The sequence below is a fragment of the Thermomonospora echinospora genome (genome assembly GCF_900108175.1).
GTDB lineage: Bacteria > Actinomycetota > Actinomycetes > Streptosporangiales > Streptosporangiaceae > Thermomonospora > Thermomonospora echinospora.
Genome location: NZ_FNVO01000019.1, coordinates 28,532 through 48,533, shown reverse-complemented (window position 1 = coordinate 48,533; position 20,002 = coordinate 28,532). Strand labels below are relative to the sequence as shown.

The 20,002-nt window shown below is 69.6% G+C and carries 19 protein-coding genes; 12 read left to right on the top strand and 7 right to left on the bottom strand.

Annotated elements, in window-relative coordinates:
- Positions 1 to 52: 52 nt before the first annotated feature.
- The 12 genes from C4U03_RS30765 (at position 53) to C4U03_RS30715 (ending at position 12,025) form a co-directional block, all read left to right on the top strand.
- Entirely contained in the window at positions 53 to 1,669 is a 1,617-nt protein-coding gene (locus C4U03_RS30765; protein ID WP_103942807.1) for an AMP-binding protein, read from the top strand.
- A gap of 33 nt (positions 1,670 to 1,702) precedes the next feature.
- The gene (locus C4U03_RS30760; RefSeq protein ID WP_103942805.1) at positions 1,703 to 2,854 is read left to right on the top strand and encodes an acyl-CoA dehydrogenase family protein; all 1,152 of its coding nucleotides are present in this window, start codon (positions 1,703 to 1,705) and stop codon (positions 2,852 to 2,854) included.
- 13 nt (positions 2,855 to 2,867) lie between these two features.
- Positions 2,868 to 3,881, top strand: a complete 1,014-nt coding sequence (locus C4U03_RS30755) for an acyl-CoA dehydrogenase family protein (protein WP_103942802.1) — start codon at positions 2,868 to 2,870, stop codon at positions 3,879 to 3,881.
- Between the two features lie 32 nt (positions 3,882 to 3,913).
- Positions 3,914 to 5,053: an LLM class flavin-dependent oxidoreductase gene (locus tag C4U03_RS30750; protein WP_103942800.1), complete on the top strand. Its 1,140-nt coding sequence runs from the start codon at positions 3,914 to 3,916 to the stop codon at positions 5,051 to 5,053.
- Positions 5,050 to 6,063, top strand: coding sequence for an LLM class flavin-dependent oxidoreductase (locus C4U03_RS30745; RefSeq protein WP_160147144.1), 1,014 nt, complete (start codon positions 5,050 to 5,052; stop codon positions 6,061 to 6,063). The genes C4U03_RS30750 and C4U03_RS30745 overlap by 4 nt, the downstream gene beginning before the upstream one ends.
- A complete protein-coding gene (locus tag C4U03_RS30740) occupies positions 6,060 to 7,622 on the top strand; it encodes a class I adenylate-forming enzyme family protein (protein ID WP_103942796.1) in 1,563 nt (520 codons plus the stop codon). The genes C4U03_RS30745 and C4U03_RS30740 overlap by 4 nt, the downstream gene beginning before the upstream one ends.
- The gene (locus C4U03_RS30735) at positions 7,619 to 8,605 is read left to right on the top strand and encodes an LLM class flavin-dependent oxidoreductase (protein WP_103942794.1); all 987 of its coding nucleotides are present in this window, start codon (positions 7,619 to 7,621) and stop codon (positions 8,603 to 8,605) included. The genes C4U03_RS30740 and C4U03_RS30735 overlap by 4 nt, the downstream gene beginning before the upstream one ends.
- A 47-nt stretch (positions 8,606 to 8,652) precedes the next feature.
- A complete protein-coding gene (locus C4U03_RS30730; RefSeq protein WP_160147143.1) occupies positions 8,653 to 9,627 on the top strand; it encodes an enoyl-CoA hydratase/isomerase family protein in 975 nt (324 codons plus the stop codon).
- A gap of 8 nt (positions 9,628 to 9,635) precedes the next feature.
- Positions 9,636 to 10,619, top strand: coding sequence for an LLM class flavin-dependent oxidoreductase (locus C4U03_RS30725; RefSeq protein WP_103942790.1), 984 nt, complete (start codon positions 9,636 to 9,638; stop codon positions 10,617 to 10,619).
- Complete coding sequence (locus C4U03_RS30720; protein ID WP_103942788.1) at positions 10,616 to 10,936, top strand: VOC family protein; 321 nt, start codon at positions 10,616 to 10,618, stop codon at positions 10,934 to 10,936. The genes C4U03_RS30725 and C4U03_RS30720 overlap by 4 nt, the downstream gene beginning before the upstream one ends.
- A 215-nt stretch (positions 10,937 to 11,151) precedes the next feature.
- Complete coding sequence (locus tag C4U03_RS41365; RefSeq protein ID WP_200827586.1) at positions 11,152 to 11,493, top strand: Clp protease/crotonase-like domain-containing protein; 342 nt, start codon at positions 11,152 to 11,154, stop codon at positions 11,491 to 11,493.
- Positions 11,480 to 12,025, top strand: a complete 546-nt coding sequence (locus C4U03_RS30715; RefSeq protein ID WP_103942786.1) for a TetR/AcrR family transcriptional regulator — start codon at positions 11,480 to 11,482, stop codon at positions 12,023 to 12,025. Before C4U03_RS41365 ends, C4U03_RS30715 begins: the two co-directional genes overlap by 14 nt.
- 314 nt (positions 12,026 to 12,339) lie before the next feature.
- Here C4U03_RS30715 and C4U03_RS30710 read toward each other — a convergent pair whose 3' ends face one another.
- The 7 genes from C4U03_RS30710 to C4U03_RS30680 all read right to left on the bottom strand — a co-directional run bounded on the left by C4U03_RS30710 (position 12,340) and on the right by C4U03_RS30680 (position 19,881).
- Positions 12,340 to 13,779 carry an aldehyde dehydrogenase family protein gene (locus C4U03_RS30710; RefSeq protein ID WP_103942784.1) on the bottom strand — a complete coding sequence of 480 codons (1,440 nt, stop codon included), beginning with the start codon at positions 13,777 to 13,779 and terminating at the stop codon, positions 12,340 to 12,342.
- Positions 13,776 to 14,852 carry a zinc-binding dehydrogenase gene (locus C4U03_RS30705; protein WP_103942782.1) on the bottom strand — a complete coding sequence of 359 codons (1,077 nt, stop codon included), beginning with the start codon at positions 14,850 to 14,852 and terminating at the stop codon, positions 13,776 to 13,778. The genes C4U03_RS30710 and C4U03_RS30705 overlap by 4 nt, the downstream gene beginning before the upstream one ends.
- 167 nt (positions 14,853 to 15,019) lie before the next feature.
- Entirely contained in the window at positions 15,020 to 16,555 is a 1,536-nt protein-coding gene (locus tag C4U03_RS30700; RefSeq protein ID WP_103942781.1) for an AMP-binding protein, read from the bottom strand.
- 21 nt (positions 16,556 to 16,576) lie between these two features.
- The gene (locus C4U03_RS30695) at positions 16,577 to 17,704 is read right to left on the bottom strand and encodes a thiolase C-terminal domain-containing protein (protein WP_103942779.1); all 1,128 of its coding nucleotides are present in this window, start codon (positions 17,702 to 17,704) and stop codon (positions 16,577 to 16,579) included.
- Positions 17,704 to 18,123: a Zn-ribbon domain-containing OB-fold protein gene (locus C4U03_RS30690; RefSeq protein WP_103942777.1), complete on the bottom strand. Its 420-nt coding sequence runs from the start codon at positions 18,121 to 18,123 to the stop codon at positions 17,704 to 17,706. The genes C4U03_RS30695 and C4U03_RS30690 overlap by 1 nt, the downstream gene beginning before the upstream one ends.
- Positions 18,120 to 18,980, bottom strand: a complete 861-nt coding sequence (locus tag C4U03_RS30685; RefSeq protein ID WP_103942776.1) for a MaoC family dehydratase — start codon at positions 18,978 to 18,980, stop codon at positions 18,120 to 18,122. Before C4U03_RS30685 ends, C4U03_RS30690 begins: the two co-directional genes overlap by 4 nt.
- A gap of 4 nt (positions 18,981 to 18,984) precedes the next feature.
- Complete coding sequence (locus tag C4U03_RS30680; protein ID WP_103942774.1) at positions 18,985 to 19,881, bottom strand: SDR family NAD(P)-dependent oxidoreductase; 897 nt, start codon at positions 19,879 to 19,881, stop codon at positions 18,985 to 18,987.
- Between the last annotated feature and the right edge of the window lie 121 nt (positions 19,882 to 20,002).

The following is a 20,002-nucleotide window of genomic DNA, read 5'->3' as shown; positions in this document are numbered from 1 at the left end:
GGCCGGAACCTTACGAGCTCGGTAAGCCGCCGTATGTTGTTCGCTGACAGGTATGGACATGGTGGGGGATCCCCTCTACTCTTGCGATAAAGATACCGGATGGTCGGAATGTAGTTCAGGGGGGAAGATGAGCGAAGAGACACAGGAACAGATCGGTTTCCGACTGTGGGCTGTGTCCGACCCGGGCCTGTATGCGATCATCACGGCCGACGATGAGCACATCACTTACGGTGAGCTGTTCGCCGAAGTGAACCGGATCTGTCACGGCCTGCGCGCCCGCGGAGTGAATGAGGGCGACACGGTGGCCGTGGTGATGCGCAACAGCGCCGCCATGGTCGCGGCCTATCTGGCGGCCATGCAGTCCGGCATCTACCTCGTCACGATCAACTACCACCTGACCACCCCGGAGATCGCCTACATCCTCGAGGACAGCGAGGCGAAGATCGTCCTGTGTTCGGAGCGGGTCGAGGACACGGTGCTCGCGGCGGTCCGTCCCGGCGTCGAGGTCTTCGTCGACGGCGAGGCCGCACATGCCCGCCCGATGGCGGAGCTGACCGACGGCATGCCGGCGACCGACCCGGAGCGGACCCCGCACGGGTCGCTGATGATGTACACCTCGGGCACCACCGGCCGCCCGAAGGGCGTCAAACGTCCCCTCAGCGGTATCAGCGCCGACAAGGGCGCCCTCACCTACGTCTGGCTGTTCAACGAGTTCGGCATGAGCCGTGAGGCGTTCGCCGCGTGGCTCGTGTCGGCGCCGATGTACCACTCGGCCAACATCACGCCCGCGATCGGCGCGCTGAACTGGGGCGGAACCCTGGTGCTGATGGACGGCTGGACCCCGGAGGGCTTCCTGCGTCGAGTCCAAGAGCACAGGGTCACCGGAACGAGCATGGTCCCCACGCACTTCAACCGGCTGCTCCGGCTTCCGGCGGAGGTCCGCGACGGCTGCGACGTCTCGTCCCTGCGCTATGTGCTGCACGGCGCCGCACCGTGCTCCGTGGAGGTCAAGAAGCAGATCATGGACTGGTTCGGCCCTGTGGTCTACGAGTACTACGGCTCAACAGAGGTCGGCACCACGATCGCGCGGCCGCAGGAGTGGCTCGACCATCCCGGCACCGTCGGCCGGCCCGCGTCGATCTCGACCTTGAAGATCCTCGACAGGGACGGCAACGAGGTTCCGGTCGGTGGGACCGGCATCGTCTACATGCGCCAGGGGGGAGACAGGGTCGAGTACCACAACGATCCCGACAAGACCGACGGCTCGCGGCGCGGCGACCTGATGACCGTCTGGGATGTCGGCCATGTGGACGAGGACGGCTTCCTCTACATCACCGGCCGTGCCGCCGAACTCATCCTGGTGGGCGGCGTGAACGTGTACCCGGCCGAGATCGAGAGCGCTCTCCTCGGACACGAGTGGATCTCGGACGCGGGTGTCGTCGGGCTGCCGGACCCCGACTACGGCGAGATCCCGGCCGCGCACATCGTCCTGAGCGACATCGCTCCGGACGCCTCGACCGCCGTGGTGGCGATCCGCGAGCACCTCGCCGGACGACTGGCCGGGCCCAAACTTCCCAAGAAGTACTTCGTGCACACGTCGTTGCCGCGCGATCCGAACGGGAAGCTCTACAAGGCTCGGCTGGCGGACACCGAGGAAGTCTTCGCGTGACTGTTCTGAATTACAGCAAGTGGGCAGGTGACGATGGACTTCGATGACAGCGCCGACGAGCGGGCGTTCAGGCGAGAGGTCGGCGACTGGCTCGACGAGGTGCTCGCCGACATCCCGGACCAGGAGGATCTGTCCGAGGAGGAGCGCGCCCACTGGTCACGGGTGTGGCAGGACCGCATCTGCGCGTCGAACTGGGCCGGGCTCTCGTGGCCGGTCGAGCACGGCGGCCGCGGCATGGACGCGCTCGCGCAGGCCATCTTCAACGAGGAGGCCGAACTCCGCGGGGCGCCGTACGCCCTGAACGGCGTCGGCATGTACCTTGCCGGGCCGACCATCATCGCCCATGGCACCGGTGAGCAGCAGGCCCGCCACCTCTCCGGCATCCTGAAGGGCACCGACTACTGGTGCCAGGGGTTCAGTGAGCCCGGCTCCGGTTCGGACCTGGCGAGCCTGCAGACCACCGCGGTCAAGGTCGACGGCGGCTGGGTCATCAACGGCTCGAAGATCTGGACATCGAACGCCCATAACGCCTCCAGGTGCCTCCTCCTGGCGCGTACCGACCCGGACGCGCCCAAGCACGAGGGCATCACCTACTTCCTCGCGCCGATGGACGGGTTCGAGGTCCGGCCGCTCGTCATGATCAATGGCGACACCGAGTTCAACGAGATGTTCCTCGACGACGTGTTCGTCCCTGACGAGGACGTGCTCGGCGGCGTCGGGAACGGCTGGCGGGTCGCCCTGACCACCCTGGCGTTCGAACGCGGCAGCATGGCGCTCAACCTGTGGGTCTGGGCGCGCCAGGCCGTCGACCGCCTCACCGACCTGGCCCTGGAACGGGGCATGGCGGACGACTCGGCGTTCCTCGACATGCTCGGCGCACTGCGCTGCGACGCCGAGGCCGTCCGCATCGGCTCCCTGCGCATGGTCGGGGAGACCCGGGCCGGCAGCGCTCCCGGCCCGGAGACGTCGGCTCTGAAGAGCCTGTGGGCCGGCGTCGTCCAGGACGCCACCCGCCTGGCGATGCAGCTCGACGAGACCGGCGGCGTGCTGCTCGACGGTGCGGGAGCCGCGGCCCGGATGCGCCACTACCTCCGTTCGCGCGCCCACACCATCGAGGGAGGCACCGAGGAGGTCCAGAAGTCGATCCTTGCGGAGCGGGTGCTGAACCTGCCCCGTTCACGCTGAGCGGAGTGGTGGAATGGAAGCGACGTTCACCCAGGAGCAGTCGGCCATCGAGGAGTCCATCCGCTCGATGGCCAAGGCAGAGAAGGTCACCGCCCGCCATGCGCTCGCGGGGGAGTGGACGCCGCCTGCCTGCGACGCGGCCCTCCTCACCGACTTCGGGCTGCTCGGCGTGCCCGAATCGGCCGGCGGCATGGGATCGTCCCTCATCGACCTCCTCGTGGCGGTCGAAGTCCTGGGCGAACACCTGGTTCCGAGCAGGTTCCCGGCGCACGCCGCGGCCGTCCAGCTGGTCGGGGGGCTCGGCGTGCTCCCCGACGACGTGCTCGAAGGCCGCACGGTCCTCACCCCCGCGGCCGACGTCCCCGGCGCGTCTGGGTGGCCGGGCGGCGATGGGGCCGACCTGCTGGTCCGGACGCTGGTGCCGTACGCCGCCCAGGCGGACGGGTGCGCGGTGCTAGGTGCCGACGGCGTCTGGATCGCCGCTCCGACGGACCTCACCCTCCGGGAGTCGTTCGATCCGTCGGTACCGCTGTCCGATGTGGTCTTCTCCGCACCGCCGGAGGTCGGGCCCGTCGGTTCCGGCGCCGGACGTGCAGCGCTCGTCGTCGCCGCGGAGCTGTGCGGCGTCGCCGCCGGCGCCATCGAACTGGCGGCCGGGCACGCCCGGACCCGGGAGCAGTTCGGCCGGATCATCGGCTCCTTCCAAGGGGTGGCGTTCCAGCTCGCCGACGCGGTCAAGTACCGCAAGGCGGCATGGGACCTGACCCTGTACGCCGCCTGGGCCGTCGACCGGGAGCGGGCGGAGGCGGAGAGCCTGGTGCACGCCGCGAAGGCGGCCGCCGGCAAGGCCGCGGTCTTCGCCGCGGAACGCTGCATCCAGGTGCACGGCGGCATGGGCATCACGATGGAGGCGGATCCGCACCTGTTCCTGCGGCGCGCCCACGTGCTCGACGCGCGGTTCGGCCGCGGCTCGTGGCACCGGCGTCGCGTCGGCGAACTACAGGTTCAGCAGCGCCGGGGCGCCTAGCGACGGAGAGGGCGGCATGGGCCGACCGGTCCATGCCGGCCTTCATCTCGACAGATAACATACCGACTAGCCGGAATTTAGGAGTAACAGTGAAGTTCGGGATCATGAACCTGTTCCCGGTGAGCGACGGGGCGTCGGACCACCAGGTGCTGCGCGACACCCTCGAAGAGATCGAGCTCGCCGACCATCTCGGCTTCGACTCGGTGTGGCTGGCCGAGCACCACTTCTCCAAGTACGGCATCCTCGGCAGCCCGGTGAGCTTCGCCATGGCGATCGCCGAGCGAACCAAGAGGATCACCATCGGCACCGCCGTCCTGGTCCTCCCGCTGCACAACCCGCTCCGGCTGGCCGAGGACATCGCCGCCCTCGACGTGCTCTCCGGCGGCCGGGTCACGATCGGTGTCGGCCGCGGCTACCAGCCGTCGGAGTTCGCCGGCTTCGGCATTCCGCTCGAAGAGTCAAAGGTCCGGTACAAGGAGACCCTGGACATCCTCCGGCTGGCGTTGACGCAGGAGAATTTCAGCTACCACGGTGAAGTGTTCCACTACGACAACATCACCACGTACCCGCGGCCGTTCACCCCGGGCGGGCCGCCGATCCTGCAGGGCACGGTCTCGCCGGAGAATTTCCGTGAGCGCGGCGCGACCGGCGAAGCCATCATCACCTCGCCGAACTTCACGCCGCTCGGCATCATGCAGAAAAACTTCGACCTGTACCGGACGGCTATGCAGGAGAACGGATTCGACATCGCCTCCTATGACCTTCCGTTCATGCAGCAGGTGTGGTGCGGCGATGGCGAGGAAGGCCTCAGGGCGGCCGCCCAGGCCGCGCTGAACTACTACCGGTCGGTGGGCAAGGTCATCCCGGGGTCGGAACAGGCCATGGAGAAAGAGCGGGCGTACTACGAGGCGGTCGCCAAGAACATCGAGCTGCTCACGCTCGAGAAGACGCTGACCCACGGGGGCAACTTCGGCTCGGCCCAGCAGGTCATCGACACCATTGAGTTGCTGCGCGAACAACTCGGCATCAACCACTACATCGGCTGGCTTCGCATCCCCAGCCTGGACCGCAGGGCTGCGCTGAAGTCGATGGAGGAGTTCGCCACCAAGGTCATCCCGCATTTCCGCGCGCAGGAGCCGGCCGCATCTTCCGCCGAGGCGGTCGCAGGGTGAAGATCAGCGCCTTCCTGAGCGCCCAGTTCGACCCGTCGGCGTCGGCGGTCGAAGGGCTGGACGATGTCCTGCGGCAGGCCGTCGCCGCTGAGGAGGCCGGCTTCCACGCCGTCTACCTCGGGCACCACTACCTGGCGAAGTCGGCGTTCCTTCAGCCCGTGCCACTCGCCGGCTACCTGGCCGGCGCGACCACACGAATCCGCATCGGGTTCGGTGTGCTGCTGGCGCCGCTGCTGAACCCGATCGCGCTCGCCGAGGACCTCGCCACCCTCGATGTGCTCACCAATGGCAGGCTGACCGTCGGCATCGGCGCCGGGTACCGCAAGCGTGAGACCGCGGCTTTCGGCGTCGAGTGGGGCGACCGCCTGCGGCGCCTGCGCGAGTACGTGCCGGCCCTCCGGTCGCTGTGGAATGGCGAGAGGATCGACCTCGCAGGCAGTTGGGGAGCGGTCGCGGGGGCATCACTGCCGCTGAAGCCCGTTCAAGCGGGCGGCCCGCCGATCTGGGTCGGTGCGTTCGCCGAGCCGGCCGTCCGGCGCGCCGCCCGCCTGGACACGTCGTGGCTCATCGGCCCGAAGGGGAACGATGAGGACCTCGCGGCGATGCTGACGATTTACCGCGACACCCTGTCCGAGCACGGGTTCTCGCTCGACCGCGAGTACCCGATGGCCCGCGAGGCGTTCGTCGCCGACACCCGTGCGGTGGCGATCGCGGGCGTGCGGCCCCACATGGAACGCCAATACGCCGGCTACAAGTCGTGGGAGGACGCCCAGACCCTCGATATCGATCGGTACATGGCCGAGGACTGCCTGGTCGGTACCGCGGACGACATCATCGCCAAGCTGCGCCGCTGGGAGACCGAACTCGGCATCACCGAGGTGTCTCTGCGGCTCCAGTTCGTGGGCGGTGGTCAGGAGGGGACATTGGAGCAGATCCGACGGTTCGGCGCCGAGATCATCCCGCGGCTCGACGCGGCGGCGCAGGGCCCGACGGGCGGGGATTCGCGATGAGCGGCACGAACCTCGCCCAGATCCTCGAAGCGCGTGCCAGAGACCGTGGCCGGACCGTCGGCCTTCATGGCGAGGACGGCCGCTCCTGGACCTTCGAACAGATCGATCTGATCGCGGGCGGCGTGGCGAAGGCACTCGAGGCAGAGGGCGTCGGCGCAGGCGACCGGGTCGCGTTCTACCTGACCAACGGTCCGGAGATCGTGTTCTTTCTGTTCGGTGCGTGGAAACTCGGCGCGGTCCCGGTCACGATCAGCAGCCTGTACAACGTCTCCGAACTGGCGGAGTCGGTCGCGAAGACGGACCCCAAGCTCCTCCTGGTCGACGCCCGCGGTACCGACGCCCTGGGCGATGTCGACGGTACGAAGGTGACGATCCGATCGGTGGGGCCGCCGACGGCCCCGGGAGCGTCGACAGACGGTGTCCGGCCATTGCAGTGGGGGGAGGAGGCCCGGGTCGACGCGGTCGAGGTCCCGGCGGACGGCGAGTCCTGCATCCTGTTCACCGGCGGGACCACCGGGCGCCCGAAGGCGGTGAGCGTCACCCACGGCGGGACACTCGACTCGCTGCGGCGCCTCGCCCGGGTCTCGACCGGCAGCAAGGAACAGGGGACGGCGACGCCGACCGCGAAGCCGAACCTGATCGCCCTGCCGCTGTTCCACTCCGGCGGCCAGCACTCGCTGCTGTTCGCGTACTTCGTCGGGCGCGGCGCGGTCGTCTGGGAACGGTTCGGGGTGGACCGCCTCGCCGACCTCACGGACCGGTTCGCCTTCGACAACCTCTTCCTTCTGCCCACGATGGTCTACGACATCGTGCACGCCAAGCGCGACCTCCCGTTCACGGGGGTGAAGCACATCCTCGTCGCCGGACAGGCGATCTCCTGGACGGTGCGCCGCGCGTTCGAACTGCGGTACGGCATCCCGATCCTGGTGAACTACGGTTCGACCGAGTCGGGCCACATCGCGGGCTGGAACAGCAAGGACATGAAGGCCGGGCTGTGGAAGCCGGGCTCGGCCGGCCGGATCTATCCGGGCGTCGAACTGGAGATCCGTGACGAGGACGGGAACACGCTCCCGCCCGGGTCCGAGGGTGAGATCGTGGTCAGGTCCGAGCTCACGAAGGGCTACGTCGACGACGCCGAGGCGTCCTCCGCGCTGGTGCGCGACGGCTGGGTGCACACGGGCGACATTGGCCGCGTCGACGAGGACGGCGTGCTGTGGCTGTCCGGCCGCAAGCGCGACATGATCAAATGCGGCGGCTTCCAGGTGTGGCCCGAGGAGATCGAAGACGTCCTGCGCGAACACGAGCTCGTGCGTGACATCCGCGTCTTCGGCGGACCCGACGACCGCTTGGGCGAGATCCCGGTTGCGCTCGTGGTCCGCGCCGACGGTCCGGTCTCCGACGACGAGCTCGCGGACGCCCTCGTCGCGTTCGCCCGCGAGCGGCTGGCTCACTTCAAGGCGCCGCGGCGGGTGGAATTCGTTCCTGAACTGGAACGCAGTGCGACCGGCAAGGTCAGCCGCGCATCGGTGCCCGATCGTGAGGGGGGTTCGCACACATGAAGTTCGGCATCATGGCGTCGCACCAGTACCCGCACGCCGACGACCTCGGCAAGCACCTGAACGAGCTGTTCGGGACCGTCGAGCTCGCCGTGGAACTGGGCTACGACTCGGTGTGGACGATCAACCACTTCCAGTCGAACCTGGCCACGCCGCAGCCCATCTCGATGATGGCGAGCCTCATCCCGCGCTCGGGGGACATGACGCTCGGTACCGGCATCCTGCTCCTGCCGCTGTTCCATCCGGTGCACGTGGCCGAGGAGTTCGCGACTCTCGACCACCTGTCCGGTGGACGGGTCGTCCTCGGCGTCGGCGCCGGCTACCGCGAGAACGAGTTCGCCGCGTTCGGCGTCGACCCCGAGACCCGGTTCCGCCGGTTCGACGAGAGCATCCGCCTCATCCGGTCGCTCTGGACCGGTGAGATCGTGAACCACGACGGCGAGTTCTACCCGCTCTCGGACGCCTCCATCGGCATCCGCCCGCTGACGCCGGGCGGTCCACCGATCTGGGTGGGCGCCGGCGGCAAGAAGGCGGTGCGCCGGGCCGCGCGCCTGGGCGACGCCTGGTACGCGCCGGGAAACTCGCCCAGCCGCCGGTACCTGCCCGAGCACCTGGGCGTCTACAACGACGCGCTCGTCGAGTTCGGTAAGGACCCGGCGTCGGTCGAGAGGCCGATCGGCGTGGAGCTGTACTGCGCGCCGAGCACGGACGAGGCCGTCGAGACGGCCCTGCCGCACGCGCGGGTCGAATACTCGACCTACGCCGAGTACCCCGCCCTGCGATGGCAGCGCGACCGGTTCGACGACCTGGTGCGGAACACGCTGCTGCTGGGCTCCCCGGAGTTCCTCATCGAACGGATCTCCGCTCTGCGGGACATGGGTTTCAACCACATCATCTTCCGTCCGGGCTGGCTGGGGATGCCGACGGAGAAGGTCCAGGACTCTCTGCGGCTGTTCGCCGCGGAGGTGTTCCCCGCATTTCGCTGACATCGGCCCGACGGGCCTTCGTACCGATCCATGAACGGGTGAGAATTGTGAAGAAGACTGAAGCGGAACTGCTGGAGAACCAGTGGGACGTCGCGAACATGGAGGTGGACCCTGAGGTCCTCGCGTCGTACGTCAAGTACGACGTGGATGAGAAGCGCGCGGTCGCCACCATCACCTTCGACCGTCCCGACCGGCTCAACGCCATTCCGGTCGCCGGTTTCGAGCGCGTCGGCGACCTGGTCCGCGAGGCCGAGGCCGACGACCGCGTGAAGGTCATCGTCTTCAAGGGCGAGGGCGACCACTTCGGCACCGGCGCGGACGCCTCCGAGCTGGGCCACTACATCGGCTACAAGTCGGGCACCGACAAGGCGTCGCGCCGCCGGCCGGCCCAGCGCCAGCGCATCCTTCCCGACCGGAACGTGCTGACCTCGGGCTTCACCCGCCCGATCATCGAGTCGCTGAAGGCGACCATCTGCCAGGTGCAGGGCTACTGCTACGGCGGCCACTTCCAGATCGCGCTGTCCGCCGACATCGTCATCGCGACCCCGAACGCCCGGTTCACCCACCCTGCGTTCCGGTACCTCGGCCCCGCCCCGCAGGACATGTACCACTGGATCGAGAAGGTGGGGCTGACGACCATGAAGGACGTCATGCTCACCATGCGCGCCATCGGCGCCGAGGAGGGCGAGCGCAAGGGCCTGATCACCAAGGTCGTCGAGCCCGACGAGCTGGAGAAGTGGGTCAACGACTACGCCGAAGCGATCGCGGTCATGCCGCTGGACTCGCTGATGATGGGCAAGTCGATGATGCAGATCATACTGGAGGCCCGCGGCAAGGGCCTGGGCGCGATGACCGGCTGGGTCGGTCACGGCTGGGCCACGAACGTCCGCTTCGAGGAGGGCGACTGGAACTTCCTCAAGCAGCGCCGCGAGAAGGGAGTCGCGAAGGCGCTGGAGGAGCGCGACAGGCTGGTCGCGCCGTACTTCCGCCTCAGCGAGACGCGCTCGTCGGAGGAGGAATAGGAACCGCCATGAGGTTCGGAATCCTCCTCGACCACCAGTACGAGTTCGGCGACGACATCAACCGCCGCACGGGGGAACTCGTGGAGTTCACCCAGCACATCCGGGATCTCGGCTACGACTCGCTGTTCGGCGTCCACCACTACCTTTCGTCCCTGAGCACGCCGCAGCCGCTTCCGCTGTTGTCGCGGCTCATTGACCACTCGGGAGACATGCAGATCGGGACGGGCATCCTCATCCTCCCGATGGGGCACCCGGTGCACTGGGCGGAGGAGATCGCGACCATCGACCAGATGTCCGGCGGCAGGTTCGTGCTGGGCATCGGGTCGGGGTACCGCGAGGACGAGTTCAACGCCTTCGGCATCGAACGGCGCACGCGGGTCTCCCGGATGAACGAATCCCTCGAAGTGATGCAGAAGCTGTGGACCGGTGAGAAGGTCTCGCATCAGGGCAAGCACTTCGAACTCGACGGGGTGCGGTGCAGCGTGCTGCCCGCACAGAAGCCCGGCCCTCCGGTGTGGGTGGGCGCGAACGGCCCGATCGGCATCAAACGCATCGCCCGCCAGGGACATCCCTGGATCGCGCCGTCGAACGTCCGCCGCAACTGGGCGGTCGGCAACCTCGCCGACTACAGGGCCGAGCGGAAGGCGGCCGGGTTCAGCGAGGACGGCGCGGTGTTCCCCATCCACCGTGACCTGTGCGTCGCCGACTCGTTCGAGGAGGCGTACGAGGTGGCAGGGACCGCGGTCCGAGCCTCCTACGGCGAATACGTCCAGTACGGCATGGACTACTTCGACACGCAGTGGGACGCCATCAAACAGAAGGCCCTGTTCTTCGGGTCGCCCGACGACATCACGGCCAAGATCAAGGATTTCGCGCAGGCCGGCTATAACCACTTCGTCTTCCGAACGCAGTGGCTCGGCCTGCCGATCGAGCGGTCCTTCGAGATCGTGGAGAGGTTCGCACGCGAAGTGATGCCGAGGTTCCGCGCATGAAGATCGGCCACGTGATCGTTCCAGCCGCCGACGTGGAGGCGCAGCTTGCGTTCTACGCCTCGCTCGGGCTGACGGTGAAGTTCCGCGACGGCGACAGGTACGCCGCCATCACCGACGGGAGGACCACCATCGGGCTGGCGGATGAGACGCAGCAGCCGGTCGCCGGCCAGACGCTGATCAGTATCGAGGTCGACCGTCTGGACGAGTTCGTCGCGCGTCTGCCCGCCGGGGAACCAGTGACCGGCCCGCACGAGCGTCGGGTCGTGGTCACCGACCCGTGTGGCAATCCCGTGGTCCTGTACGAGCGGCTGTCATGAGCAGCCCCGTGGCGGGCCACCGCCTGTCGATCTTGTCGGAGGGGAGAGCGGAGCGCCCGATGCCGGCCGGAAACACCGGCGGCGCCGCCGCAGCCGAACGCTTCAGCGGTCCCACGGCCACCGGCAGGAGGGTGGTGCACCGATGAGCGATGTCGTTCTCAGCTCACCGACGCGGTCGCGGTCGTCCGGCTGAACCGTCCGACCACGGCAACGCGTTGAACAACGCTCTGAAGACGGGGCTGCTGAAGGTGCTGCGGGAGGTCGCCGATGATGCCTCGGTGCGCGCTGTGGTCCTGACCGGCGCCGCCTTGCGGCCGGTCCGACCAGGGCCAGCCGCGTCGAAGCGCCTGCTGGCGGCTTCCTCCCGGCCGCTCGCCGAGACCCTCCGGGCCGAGGCCGCCGAACAGATCGCGCTCGGCATGACACGAGACCACTTGACCGCCGTCTCGTCGTTCTTGGCGCGGGAAGAACCGATGTTCACGGGACTTTGCCTGAGCCGGGGGACAGAATTACGGAAAGATCTCTTCCGTTATTCTGATCATTATGAGCAACGGTAGGAGACGGGGACGGCCCCGAGACCCCGCCGTCGACCGGGTGATTCTTCGGGAGACGTTGGCCCTGCTGGACAGCGGCGGCTATGAACGGCTGCGCATGGCCGACGTCGGCCGTAAGGCGGGCGTCGGCCTCGGCTCGCTGTACCGGCGTTGGCCGACCAAGTACGCCTTGGTCGTCGATGCGTTGCGCGCCGCGGCGCCGGCACGCGAGGTGGAGCTCACCGATGATCCGGTCGAGGACCTGGCCGCGGTCTTGGAGGCCTTTGCCGAGGAACTCGGTGATCGCGGCACGCTGTTGGCGGTACTGCTGACCGACCCCGCCTCTGAAGTGGCCGCCGCAGTTCGCGAGGCGAAGATTCACCCCGCCAGCGAGGCCACCCGCGAGCGTTTGCACCGGGTGATCGGCCCGGTTCCTGACCTGCAAATCCGCGCAGATGTCGGCCCAGCCCTGATCTTCCAGCATCTGCTCCTGCACGGCGCTCCCCCCGAAGAGACACAAATCCGTGAGCACATCCTCCCTCTGATGACGCACTGAGGGGTATCTCGTCAGGTGTGTAAGGAGGGTCGCAAAGGAAGCAAGTGACGGGCGGGAGGGTCCGCCTGTACGGGGGAATGTGCATGATGTCCGTGATCGAGAGTGTCGCCGACTCCACGTCAGCCACGCTAAGTGATCGTTCGTCTACTGTGGGGGAGGTGTCAGGGCGTCCGCTGCGTGAGCTGATCGATGACCGGCTGCCGGACGACCGATCACCCGTTCCACCGTGTCGTCCACGGTCGTGGCGGAATCACCGGGCTCGGCATACCAGCCGACGACATACTCGGCGTCCGCCCGGGACACACCGGTGGCCATCAGCCGGTTGGATACACCGTCGCGCGGAGTTCGGTGTACGAGTCGAGTGCGTAGGTGCCGCCGCTGCGTCCGATGCCGCTGGCCTTGTTGCCGCCGAAAGGGAGATCTCCCCGCCGGGCGCAGGTGTTGATGCCGACCTGCGCGGCGGCCAGCCGAGCGGCTAGGCGGCGCGCCGCGTCGAGGTCGCGCGAGTAGACCTGATCGGTCAGTCCGTAGCGCGTCGAGTTGGCGATGGCGACCGCCTCGTCGTCCGAGGACGTCGGAGTGACGCAGACGACCGGACCGAACGCTTCCTCCTGCATGACCGTCGTCTCCGGACCGACGCCCGTCACGAGGGTGGCGGGGTGGAAGTAGCCGTGATCCGGCACGTTCGCCGCGGTGTGCACTGTCCCGCCTTCGGCGCGGGCACTGGCCACCAGCGCACCGACGCGGTCGCGCTGGACCTCGCTGATCAGTGGGACGGTGGTCGTCGCGGGGTCCCGCGGGTCGCCGTGCACGAGGCTGCCCAGCGTGGTGCGCAGCCGCCCGACGAGCTCATCGTGCACCGAGGCGTCGACGATGACGCGGGAGGGCGTCACGCAGATCTGCCCGGAGTGGACCGTCCACGCCCGCGTCGCGCCGGCGACGACGGCGTCGAGGTCCGCGTCGGCCCGTACGATGAGCGCGCCCTTGCCGCCGAGTTCAAGGAGGAGTCGCTTCATGCCGGGCGCCGCCGCTCGGTAGATCTCGGTGCCGACCACCGTGCTGCCGGTGAAGCTGATCGCACCGACCTCGGGGTGGTCGACCAGCGCTGCACCGGGCTCGGCGCCCGCGCCCGTCACCAGGTTGACCGCACCCGCCGGTGCGCCTTCCGCACGCAGGGCCTCGTTGAGCGCCTCGGTGAGCGCGATGACGAGCAGCGGGTCCTGCGGGGCGGGCTTCATCACCACGGTGTTGCCGGCGAATAGGGCGGGCGCAACCTTCGCGACCATCGCGAGCAGCGGGAAGTTGTAAGGGCTGATGCAGCCGACCACGCCGACCGGCGTGCGCGTGACCGTTCCCGCGAGGCCGGCCACCACGGGCTCCGCCGGGACGGTGAGTAGGTCGGCGGGCAGGGTGGCCCAGTGCCGGAGCCGGGCCAGCGCTGCGTCGACCTGGGTCTCCTCGGCGACGGCCCGGCGGGCGCCCGTGTCGGCGATGGCCAGGTCGACGAGCTCGTCGCGCCGGTCCTTGAGCAGCCCGCCGGCGCGGCCGAGCACACGGCGGCGGGTCTCCACCGGGGTCGCCGCCCAGGCTTCGCGCGCCTCGGCGGCCGCGGCCACGGCGGCATCGGCCGCGGTGCGATCGCCGTCGGCGACCGCGGCGATGACCTGCTCGGTGTATGGGTCGGTGACCTCATACGTCGTGGAGGTGCTCAGCGTGTCGCCAGCGATCAAGTGGTGGTGGGTGGTCGTGGTCACGAGGCACTCCCAACGCGGAGGAAACCGCGGTCGATGCGGCCGTTACGGAGGTCGTCGACGAGCTGCGCCGCGCCCTCCATGGGCACCACCGCCGACACGAGCGGGGTCAGGTCGAGTTCGCCGCGGAGGACGCGCTCGGCGAGGTCGGGAAGCTTCCGGTGCGGGTCGACCGAGCCCATGCGGCAGCCGAGCAGGGATTTGTCGTGGAACAGGTCACGTACCCCGAGGTCGAGGGTCGCACCGGTCGGCGGCAGCCCGAGCACGACGACCCGTCCGCCCCCGGCGAGGGACTTGATCGCGGCGTCGAGAAGGCCGGTGTGGCCGGCGCACTCGAACGCGGCGTCCACGCCACCGGGCACCAGCGCCTGCACGGCCGGGGCGATCTGTGACGGGTCGCTCGGGATGATGAAGTCGGTCGCCCCGCACGTACGGGCGATCTGCTCTTTCGCCGGGTTGCGATCGACGACCACGATGCGCCCTGCGCCGGCCGCCCTGGCGGCGAGAACCGTGTTCAGGCCGATCCCGCCGGCACCGGTCACGAGCACGGACTCACCGGCCCGGAGCCGGGCGCGGTCCTCCACGGCACCGAACGCGGTGACCGTGGCGCACCCGAGCATGGCGGCGACCGGGTCGGGGATCTCTGCGGGCATCGCGATGACCTGCTCCTGGGACACCACGATCCTTTCGGCGAAGGCGCCGAGCCTGACGAACTGGTGCACGATGTCGCCGTCGCGGGAGAACGGGCTGGCGACGGGCAGGCCGGAAGCGGGACAGAGGTTCGGTCGGCCTTCGCGACAGTGGCGGCACTCGCCGCATCGGCGCAGGACGGTGAGCACGACCCGCTGTCCCACGGGTACGTCGGCGCCGGGGCCTGCCGCGGCGATCACACCGACGGCCTCGTGACCGAGGATCGTCGGCGTGGGCTGGGGGATGCGGCCCTCCATCGGGCTGATGTCGCTGTGGCATAGGCCGGCCATGGCGATGTCGACGGCGACCTCGCCCGGGCCTGGCGAGCGGACCTCGATGGTCGAGTCAACGTAGAGACCTGTTCCGTCCCAGACCAGTGCGCGCACGGCACCTTCCTCATCATCGTTTTGCTCATTCTAATCAGCTTTTGTTGGATGGAATCTACTGGCGTGTGACTGGTGCCACAAGACGAGTCCAGGGTCGCCGGCACGCCAGCCGGCGCGGAGGTGACACCAGGCGGTCCACACGGTGGTCACGTCGGTGACCAGGCCGGTCACTGCGTCGACGTCGCGACGCTCTCCCGTACCTCGCGGCGCAGTAGCTTTCCCGCCGCCGACCGCGGAAGCGCCTCCACGAACGTCCAACTGCGCGGGATCTTGTAGCCGGCGATGCGGGCGCGGAGTTCGGCGTCCAGCGACGCCGCGACCTCATCGTGGGTACCTGAGCGGTCGAGGACCACGACCGCGTGTACGCTCTCGCCCCACTTCTCGTCCGGCCGGCCGACGACGCACGCATCGGCCACCCCCGGGATCTCCAGCAGCGCGTGCTCGATCTCCGCGGGATAGATGTTCACGCCCCCACTGATGATCAGGTCGACCGCCCGGTCCGAAAGGTACAAGTAGCCGTCCTCGTCGAGCCGGCCGAGGTCGCCGAGCGTGACGTGCCCGTCCAGGCGCGACGCGGCCGTCTTCTCGGGATCACCGAGGTAGACGAACGCGAGCTCCTCATTCTTGAAGTACACGGTGCCGACCTGACCGACCGGCACCTCGTTGCGGTCCTCGTCCAGGATCCGCAGGCTCACGTGGGGCAGCGGGCGTCCGACGCTGCCGATGTGGGTGAGCCACTCCTCCGACGTGATCACCGTGGCCGACCCCTCGGTGCCACCGTAGATCTCGACCAGCACCGGACCGAGCCAGTCGATCATGGCCTGCTTGACGTGCGGGGGGCACGGCGCGGCGGTGTGCACGATGGACCGGATGCTCCCCACCTGGAGCGCGGCGCGCTCGTCCGCGGGCAGGGCGACGAGCTCCTGCATCATCAGCGGGACGAGGTAGAGCCACGTCACGCCGTGCTCGGCGATCGCCTCGAGCGCCCGCTCGCGGTTCCACCGCTCGAGCAGCACCACCCGGTGACCGACGTCGAGCGCCTGGTCCGCGTAGGCGAGCGGCGAGGCGTGGTACATCGGGGCCAGCCCGAGAAACACACCGTCCTCATGGTCGGCGCCGTAGCGACGGGCCCGGGCCAGGGCCGCCCCGGCGGCCTCGACCGGGCTGATCCCGCGCAGCGGGCGTCGTACACCTTTGGGACGCCCGGTCGTGCCGGAGGTGTAGAGCATGCGGTTGCCGGCCCCCCGGTCGCGCGGGGTCGTTGCGGACGCCGCAGCGACCGGCCCGGTCAGGCGCGACGCGCTGCCTTCCGGCGCGATCGCGAGGACGACGACTGCTTCGGCCGGTAGCCCGGCCTCGATGGCGGCCCTCTCGGCGAGCTCGACGAACGGATCGGTGGTGAAGAGGACCTTCGCACCAGAGTCGCTCAGGATGTAGGCGATCTCCGACGCCGTCAGGTGCCAGTTGACGGGGGTGAGGTAGAGCGGGAGCTGCGTCGCGCCACGGACCACCGCCATCAACTGGTAGGAGTTCGGCAGGAGGCAGGCGAGGGTGTCCCCGGGAGCGAGTCCGCGGTCCCAGAGGAAGTTGCTGATCCGGTTGGCGTCGTCCCGCATCTCGCCATAGGTGACCTGCTGGCCGTCGGTGTGGACGACGGCGACCCGGGCCGGGTCGTTGTCGGCGTACTCGAAGAAGTTGCGCACCTTGGCCCTCCCGTAATGGTTTCAGTCTCGCGCGAGGATGAGGACGGAGGAAGCCGTGAACATCCCGCCGTACCCGAGGACGGCGCTCGTGCTCACGTCGGGCACCTGGGCTGCGGCCTCGTGGCGCAGCTGGCGGACGGCTTCCTGGATGGCGAACATGCCGTACATCCCGGTGTGGGTGTAGGCCAGGCCGCCTCCGTTGGTGTTGAGCGGGAGGGAGCCGCCCGGAGAGGTCTCGCCGGCGGCGACCAGCTCGGCCGCCTTGCCCACCGGTGCCAGCCCGAGACACTCCAGCCCGATCAGCGGCAGGTGCGCGAAGGCGTCGTACACCATGACGTGGCCGATCTCGGACCGCCCGATCCGCGCCTCCGCGAAGGCGTCGTCGGCAGCGCGCCGGGCCGCGGAGTCGCCGACCGGGTCGGGCACCTGGGCCACCAGGAGGGGGTCGGAGCTCTCGCCGGTGCCGAGCACCTTCACGGACCGCCGGAGCTGCTCCGCCGTAGCGTGCTCGGACGCGGTGACGACCAGTCCGCCGCCGCCGTCGGTCAGCATGCAGATCATCGGGACGGTGAACGGCCACGCGAGGGCCGGTGCCGCCAGCACTTCGTCGATGGTCATCAGGTCCCGCCGTCCGGCCCGCGGTACCCGGGAGGACCAGCGACGCTGTGCAACGACGACCTGCGCCAGGGCGGTCTCGTCGAGACCGTTGTCGTGGAGGTAGCGCAGGGCGGGGAGGGTGAAACGGGTGTACGGCGGCTTGGCGCCGTACGGCTCCTCGAACTGGCCGGTCCACGACTGTGGGTCCCGGGGCCGCGGCACGGTGCCGGCTCGCGACCGGCCGGACTCGCCGTGGGTGACCAGCACCCGGGTGGCGTGCCCCGCGGCGATCGCCGCCGCGGCGTGCCGCACGTGCATCAGGAAGGAGCAGCCACCGACATTGGTGGAGTCGACCCAGCGAGGCGTGATCCCGAGCGCGTGGGCGACGCCGTGGGGGGAGTAGGCGCCGGCGACGCCGTCGATCTGGCCCGGCTCCAGGCCGGCGTCGGCGAGCGCGCGCAGGCCACCCTCGACGTTCAGCCCCAGCACGGACTGGTCGGGGTTGCGGCCGAGCACGTCGGTCTCCGCCGCGCCGATGATGATCGCGTCCATCACGTTCCCTCCGGTGCGGCCGGTGCGAACACCGGAAGGTTCACGTCCCCACGCTCGAGCCAGCGGAGCTCGACATCCATGTCGAGGGGGAGAGCGGCCGGGTCGGCGGGCACGTCCACGATGCGGGTGGTCATCCGAACGCCTTCCTCGAGCTCCACGATGGCCAGCACGAAGGGGGCCTCGTCGGCGAAGGCCGGCTCGGGCCGGTGTACCACGACGTAGGAGAACAGCCGACCGCGCCCGGTGCAGGAAGTCCAGGTCAGGTCCGTCGAACCGCAGGCGCAGATCGCCCGCGGGTGCTGCGTACCGGCACCGCAGCCGTCGCAGCGGTGGTGGACCAGCTCACGGCGCTGGGTCGCTTCCCAGTAGGGCCGCGTCTCGGGCGTCGGCCGTGGGACCGGCTTGGGCTCGCCGCTCATCCGGCCACCTGCGGGTGCAGCACCAGCTCGCCGCGGTCGACGACGGTGCGCTCGCCGACCGAGGTCGTGTGCGCCCAGGTGCCCTGCCCGGTCTGCCAGGCGCGGACCGTGAGCCTGTCGCCCGGGATGACCGGTGTGCGGAACCGCCCGGAGTACGACGCCACCCGGCCCAGCGGGTCGGCCTGACCGGCCGCGCCCAGCTCCTGGAGCAGGACCCGGGCGGTGATGCCCCAGGTGCACAACCCATGCAGGATCGGCTGCTCGAATCCGGCACGTTTCGCGAACGTGGGGTCGCTGTGCAGGGGGTTGCGGTCGCCGCACAGGCGGTAGAGGAGTGCCTGGTTCGGGTTCGTCGGCGTCTCGACGACGAGGTCGGGTTCGCGGTCCGGCACCGGGTCGGTCTCCGTGCTGCGCTCCGGCTCGCCCCATCCCTGGCCGCGCAGGAAGAGCGACGTCAGGGCGGAGAACACCGCGGCGCCCGTGGCGTGGTCCGTGCCGGTGGCCTCGATCTCCAGCAGTGCCCCGGAGCCCTTGTCGGTGATGCGCGCCACGGTCGAGACGACCTCGACCTCGCCATCGACGGGCAGCGGGCCGGGGAGGGTGACCCGCTGCGCGCCGTGGACGGTGGCGTGGGCGGGCCAGCTGCCGAGCCGGTCGCGCAGTGGTTTGGTGCCGCCGGCGAGCAGGGCGGCGTACGTCGGCAGCATCCGCTGGGTCACGCCCTCTGAGTTCTCGGTGACGAGATCGAGCTGATCGGAGCCGGCGCCCAGCGCCAGCGCGTAGAGGAGCGCGTCGTCCGACGTCCACGCCCGGGTGTACGGCGCCGAGCGGGCGCCGACCGAAGTGCGGTCGAGCATCGGCTCAGCCCCTCATGTCGGCGTTGGGCCGAGCTGTCGCCAGGAGGTCGCGCAGCGTCGCGTCGAGCTCGGTGAGGTCCTCGCTCGGCCTGGCGGGGGTGCCGTGCTCCCAGCCCTCGGCCACCGACAGACGCTTGCCGGAGGTCAGGAACACCCGACCGGTCACGCCGTCGGAGTGGCGCGACGCGAGCCACTCGACCACCGCGGCGGGGAAGCCGGGGGAGCGGGTCGGGTCGTCGGGGTCGCCACCGAGCGTGGCGGTCATCCGGGTCGCGGCACCCGGCGAGACGCAGTTCGCGGTGACGCCGTAGCGGCCCAGTTCGAGGGAGGCGACGATCGTCATGGCGGCGATGCCGGCCTTGGCGGCCGAGTAGTTGGCCTGGCCGACGTTGCCGAAAAGGCCGGAGACGGAGGTCGTGTTGATCAGGCGGCCCACGCGTTCGGGGTGCTTGGCGTGGCGCTCGCGCCAGTGGTTTGCGGCGTGGTGGGTGGTGGCGAAGGTGCCCTTGAGGTGTACCCGGATCACCGAGTCCCACTCGGCCTCCGTCATGCGGGTGATCGTCCGGTCGCGCAGCACCCCGGCGTTGTTGACCAGGATGTCGAGGTCGCCGAAGGTATCGACGGCCAACTCGACGAGCTGCTCGGCCTCTTTCCAGGAGGAGACGTCGTGGCCGCTGGCAACGGCCTGCCCACCGGCTGCGCGGATCTCGGCGACCACCTCGTCGGCGGGCGTCGTACCGTCGGCCTCGCCGTCGAGGCCGACGCCCAGGTCGTTCACGACGACGGCGGCGCCCGCGCGGGCGAGGCGACGGGCGTACTCGGCGCCGAGGCCGCGACCGGCGCCGGTCACGACGGCGACCCGGCCAAAGCAGGCTCCGTCGGTGGAGAGCGGAGTGGTCATCAGGGCGTGCTCCTCTCGCCGCCGTGCCAGGACATGGCGACAGCGGAGTCGTGGACGGTCACCCGGCCTGCGAGGCGCGGGTGGGTCAGGTGGGCGAGGGTCTCCCGGGCGGCCATGGCCC

Coding starts and splice junctions, on each gene's coding strand:
- C4U03_RS30765 (WP_103942807.1), top strand. CDS start 53: ATGGACATGGTGGGGGATCCCCTCTACTCTTGCGATAAAGATACCGGA.
- C4U03_RS30760 (WP_103942805.1), top strand. CDS start 1,703: ATGGACTTCGATGACAGCGCCGACGAGCGGGCGTTCAGGCGAGAGGTC.
- C4U03_RS30755 (WP_103942802.1), top strand. CDS start 2,868: ATGGAAGCGACGTTCACCCAGGAGCAGTCGGCCATCGAGGAGTCCATC.
- C4U03_RS30750 (WP_103942800.1), top strand. CDS start 3,914: ATGCCGGCCTTCATCTCGACAGATAACATACCGACTAGCCGGAATTTA.
- C4U03_RS30740 (WP_103942796.1), top strand. CDS start 6,060: ATGAGCGGCACGAACCTCGCCCAGATCCTCGAAGCGCGTGCCAGAGAC.
- C4U03_RS30735 (WP_103942794.1), top strand. CDS start 7,619: ATGAAGTTCGGCATCATGGCGTCGCACCAGTACCCGCACGCCGACGAC.
- C4U03_RS30725 (WP_103942790.1), top strand. CDS start 9,636: ATGAGGTTCGGAATCCTCCTCGACCACCAGTACGAGTTCGGCGACGAC.
- C4U03_RS30720 (WP_103942788.1), top strand. CDS start 10,616: ATGAAGATCGGCCACGTGATCGTTCCAGCCGCCGACGTGGAGGCGCAG.
- C4U03_RS30715 (WP_103942786.1), top strand. CDS start 11,480: ATGAGCAACGGTAGGAGACGGGGACGGCCCCGAGACCCCGCCGTCGAC.
- C4U03_RS30695 (WP_103942779.1), bottom strand. CDS start 17,704: ATGGACGCGATCATCATCGGCGCGGCGGAGACCGACGTGCTCGGCCGC.
- C4U03_RS30690 (WP_103942777.1), bottom strand. CDS start 18,123: ATGAGCGGCGAGCCCAAGCCGGTCCCACGGCCGACGCCCGAGACGCGG.
- C4U03_RS30685 (WP_103942776.1), bottom strand. CDS start 18,980: ATGCTCGACCGCACTTCGGTCGGCGCCCGCTCGGCGCCGTACACCCGG.
- C4U03_RS30680 (WP_103942774.1), bottom strand. CDS start 19,881: ATGACCACTCCGCTCTCCACCGACGGAGCCTGCTTTGGCCGGGTCGCC.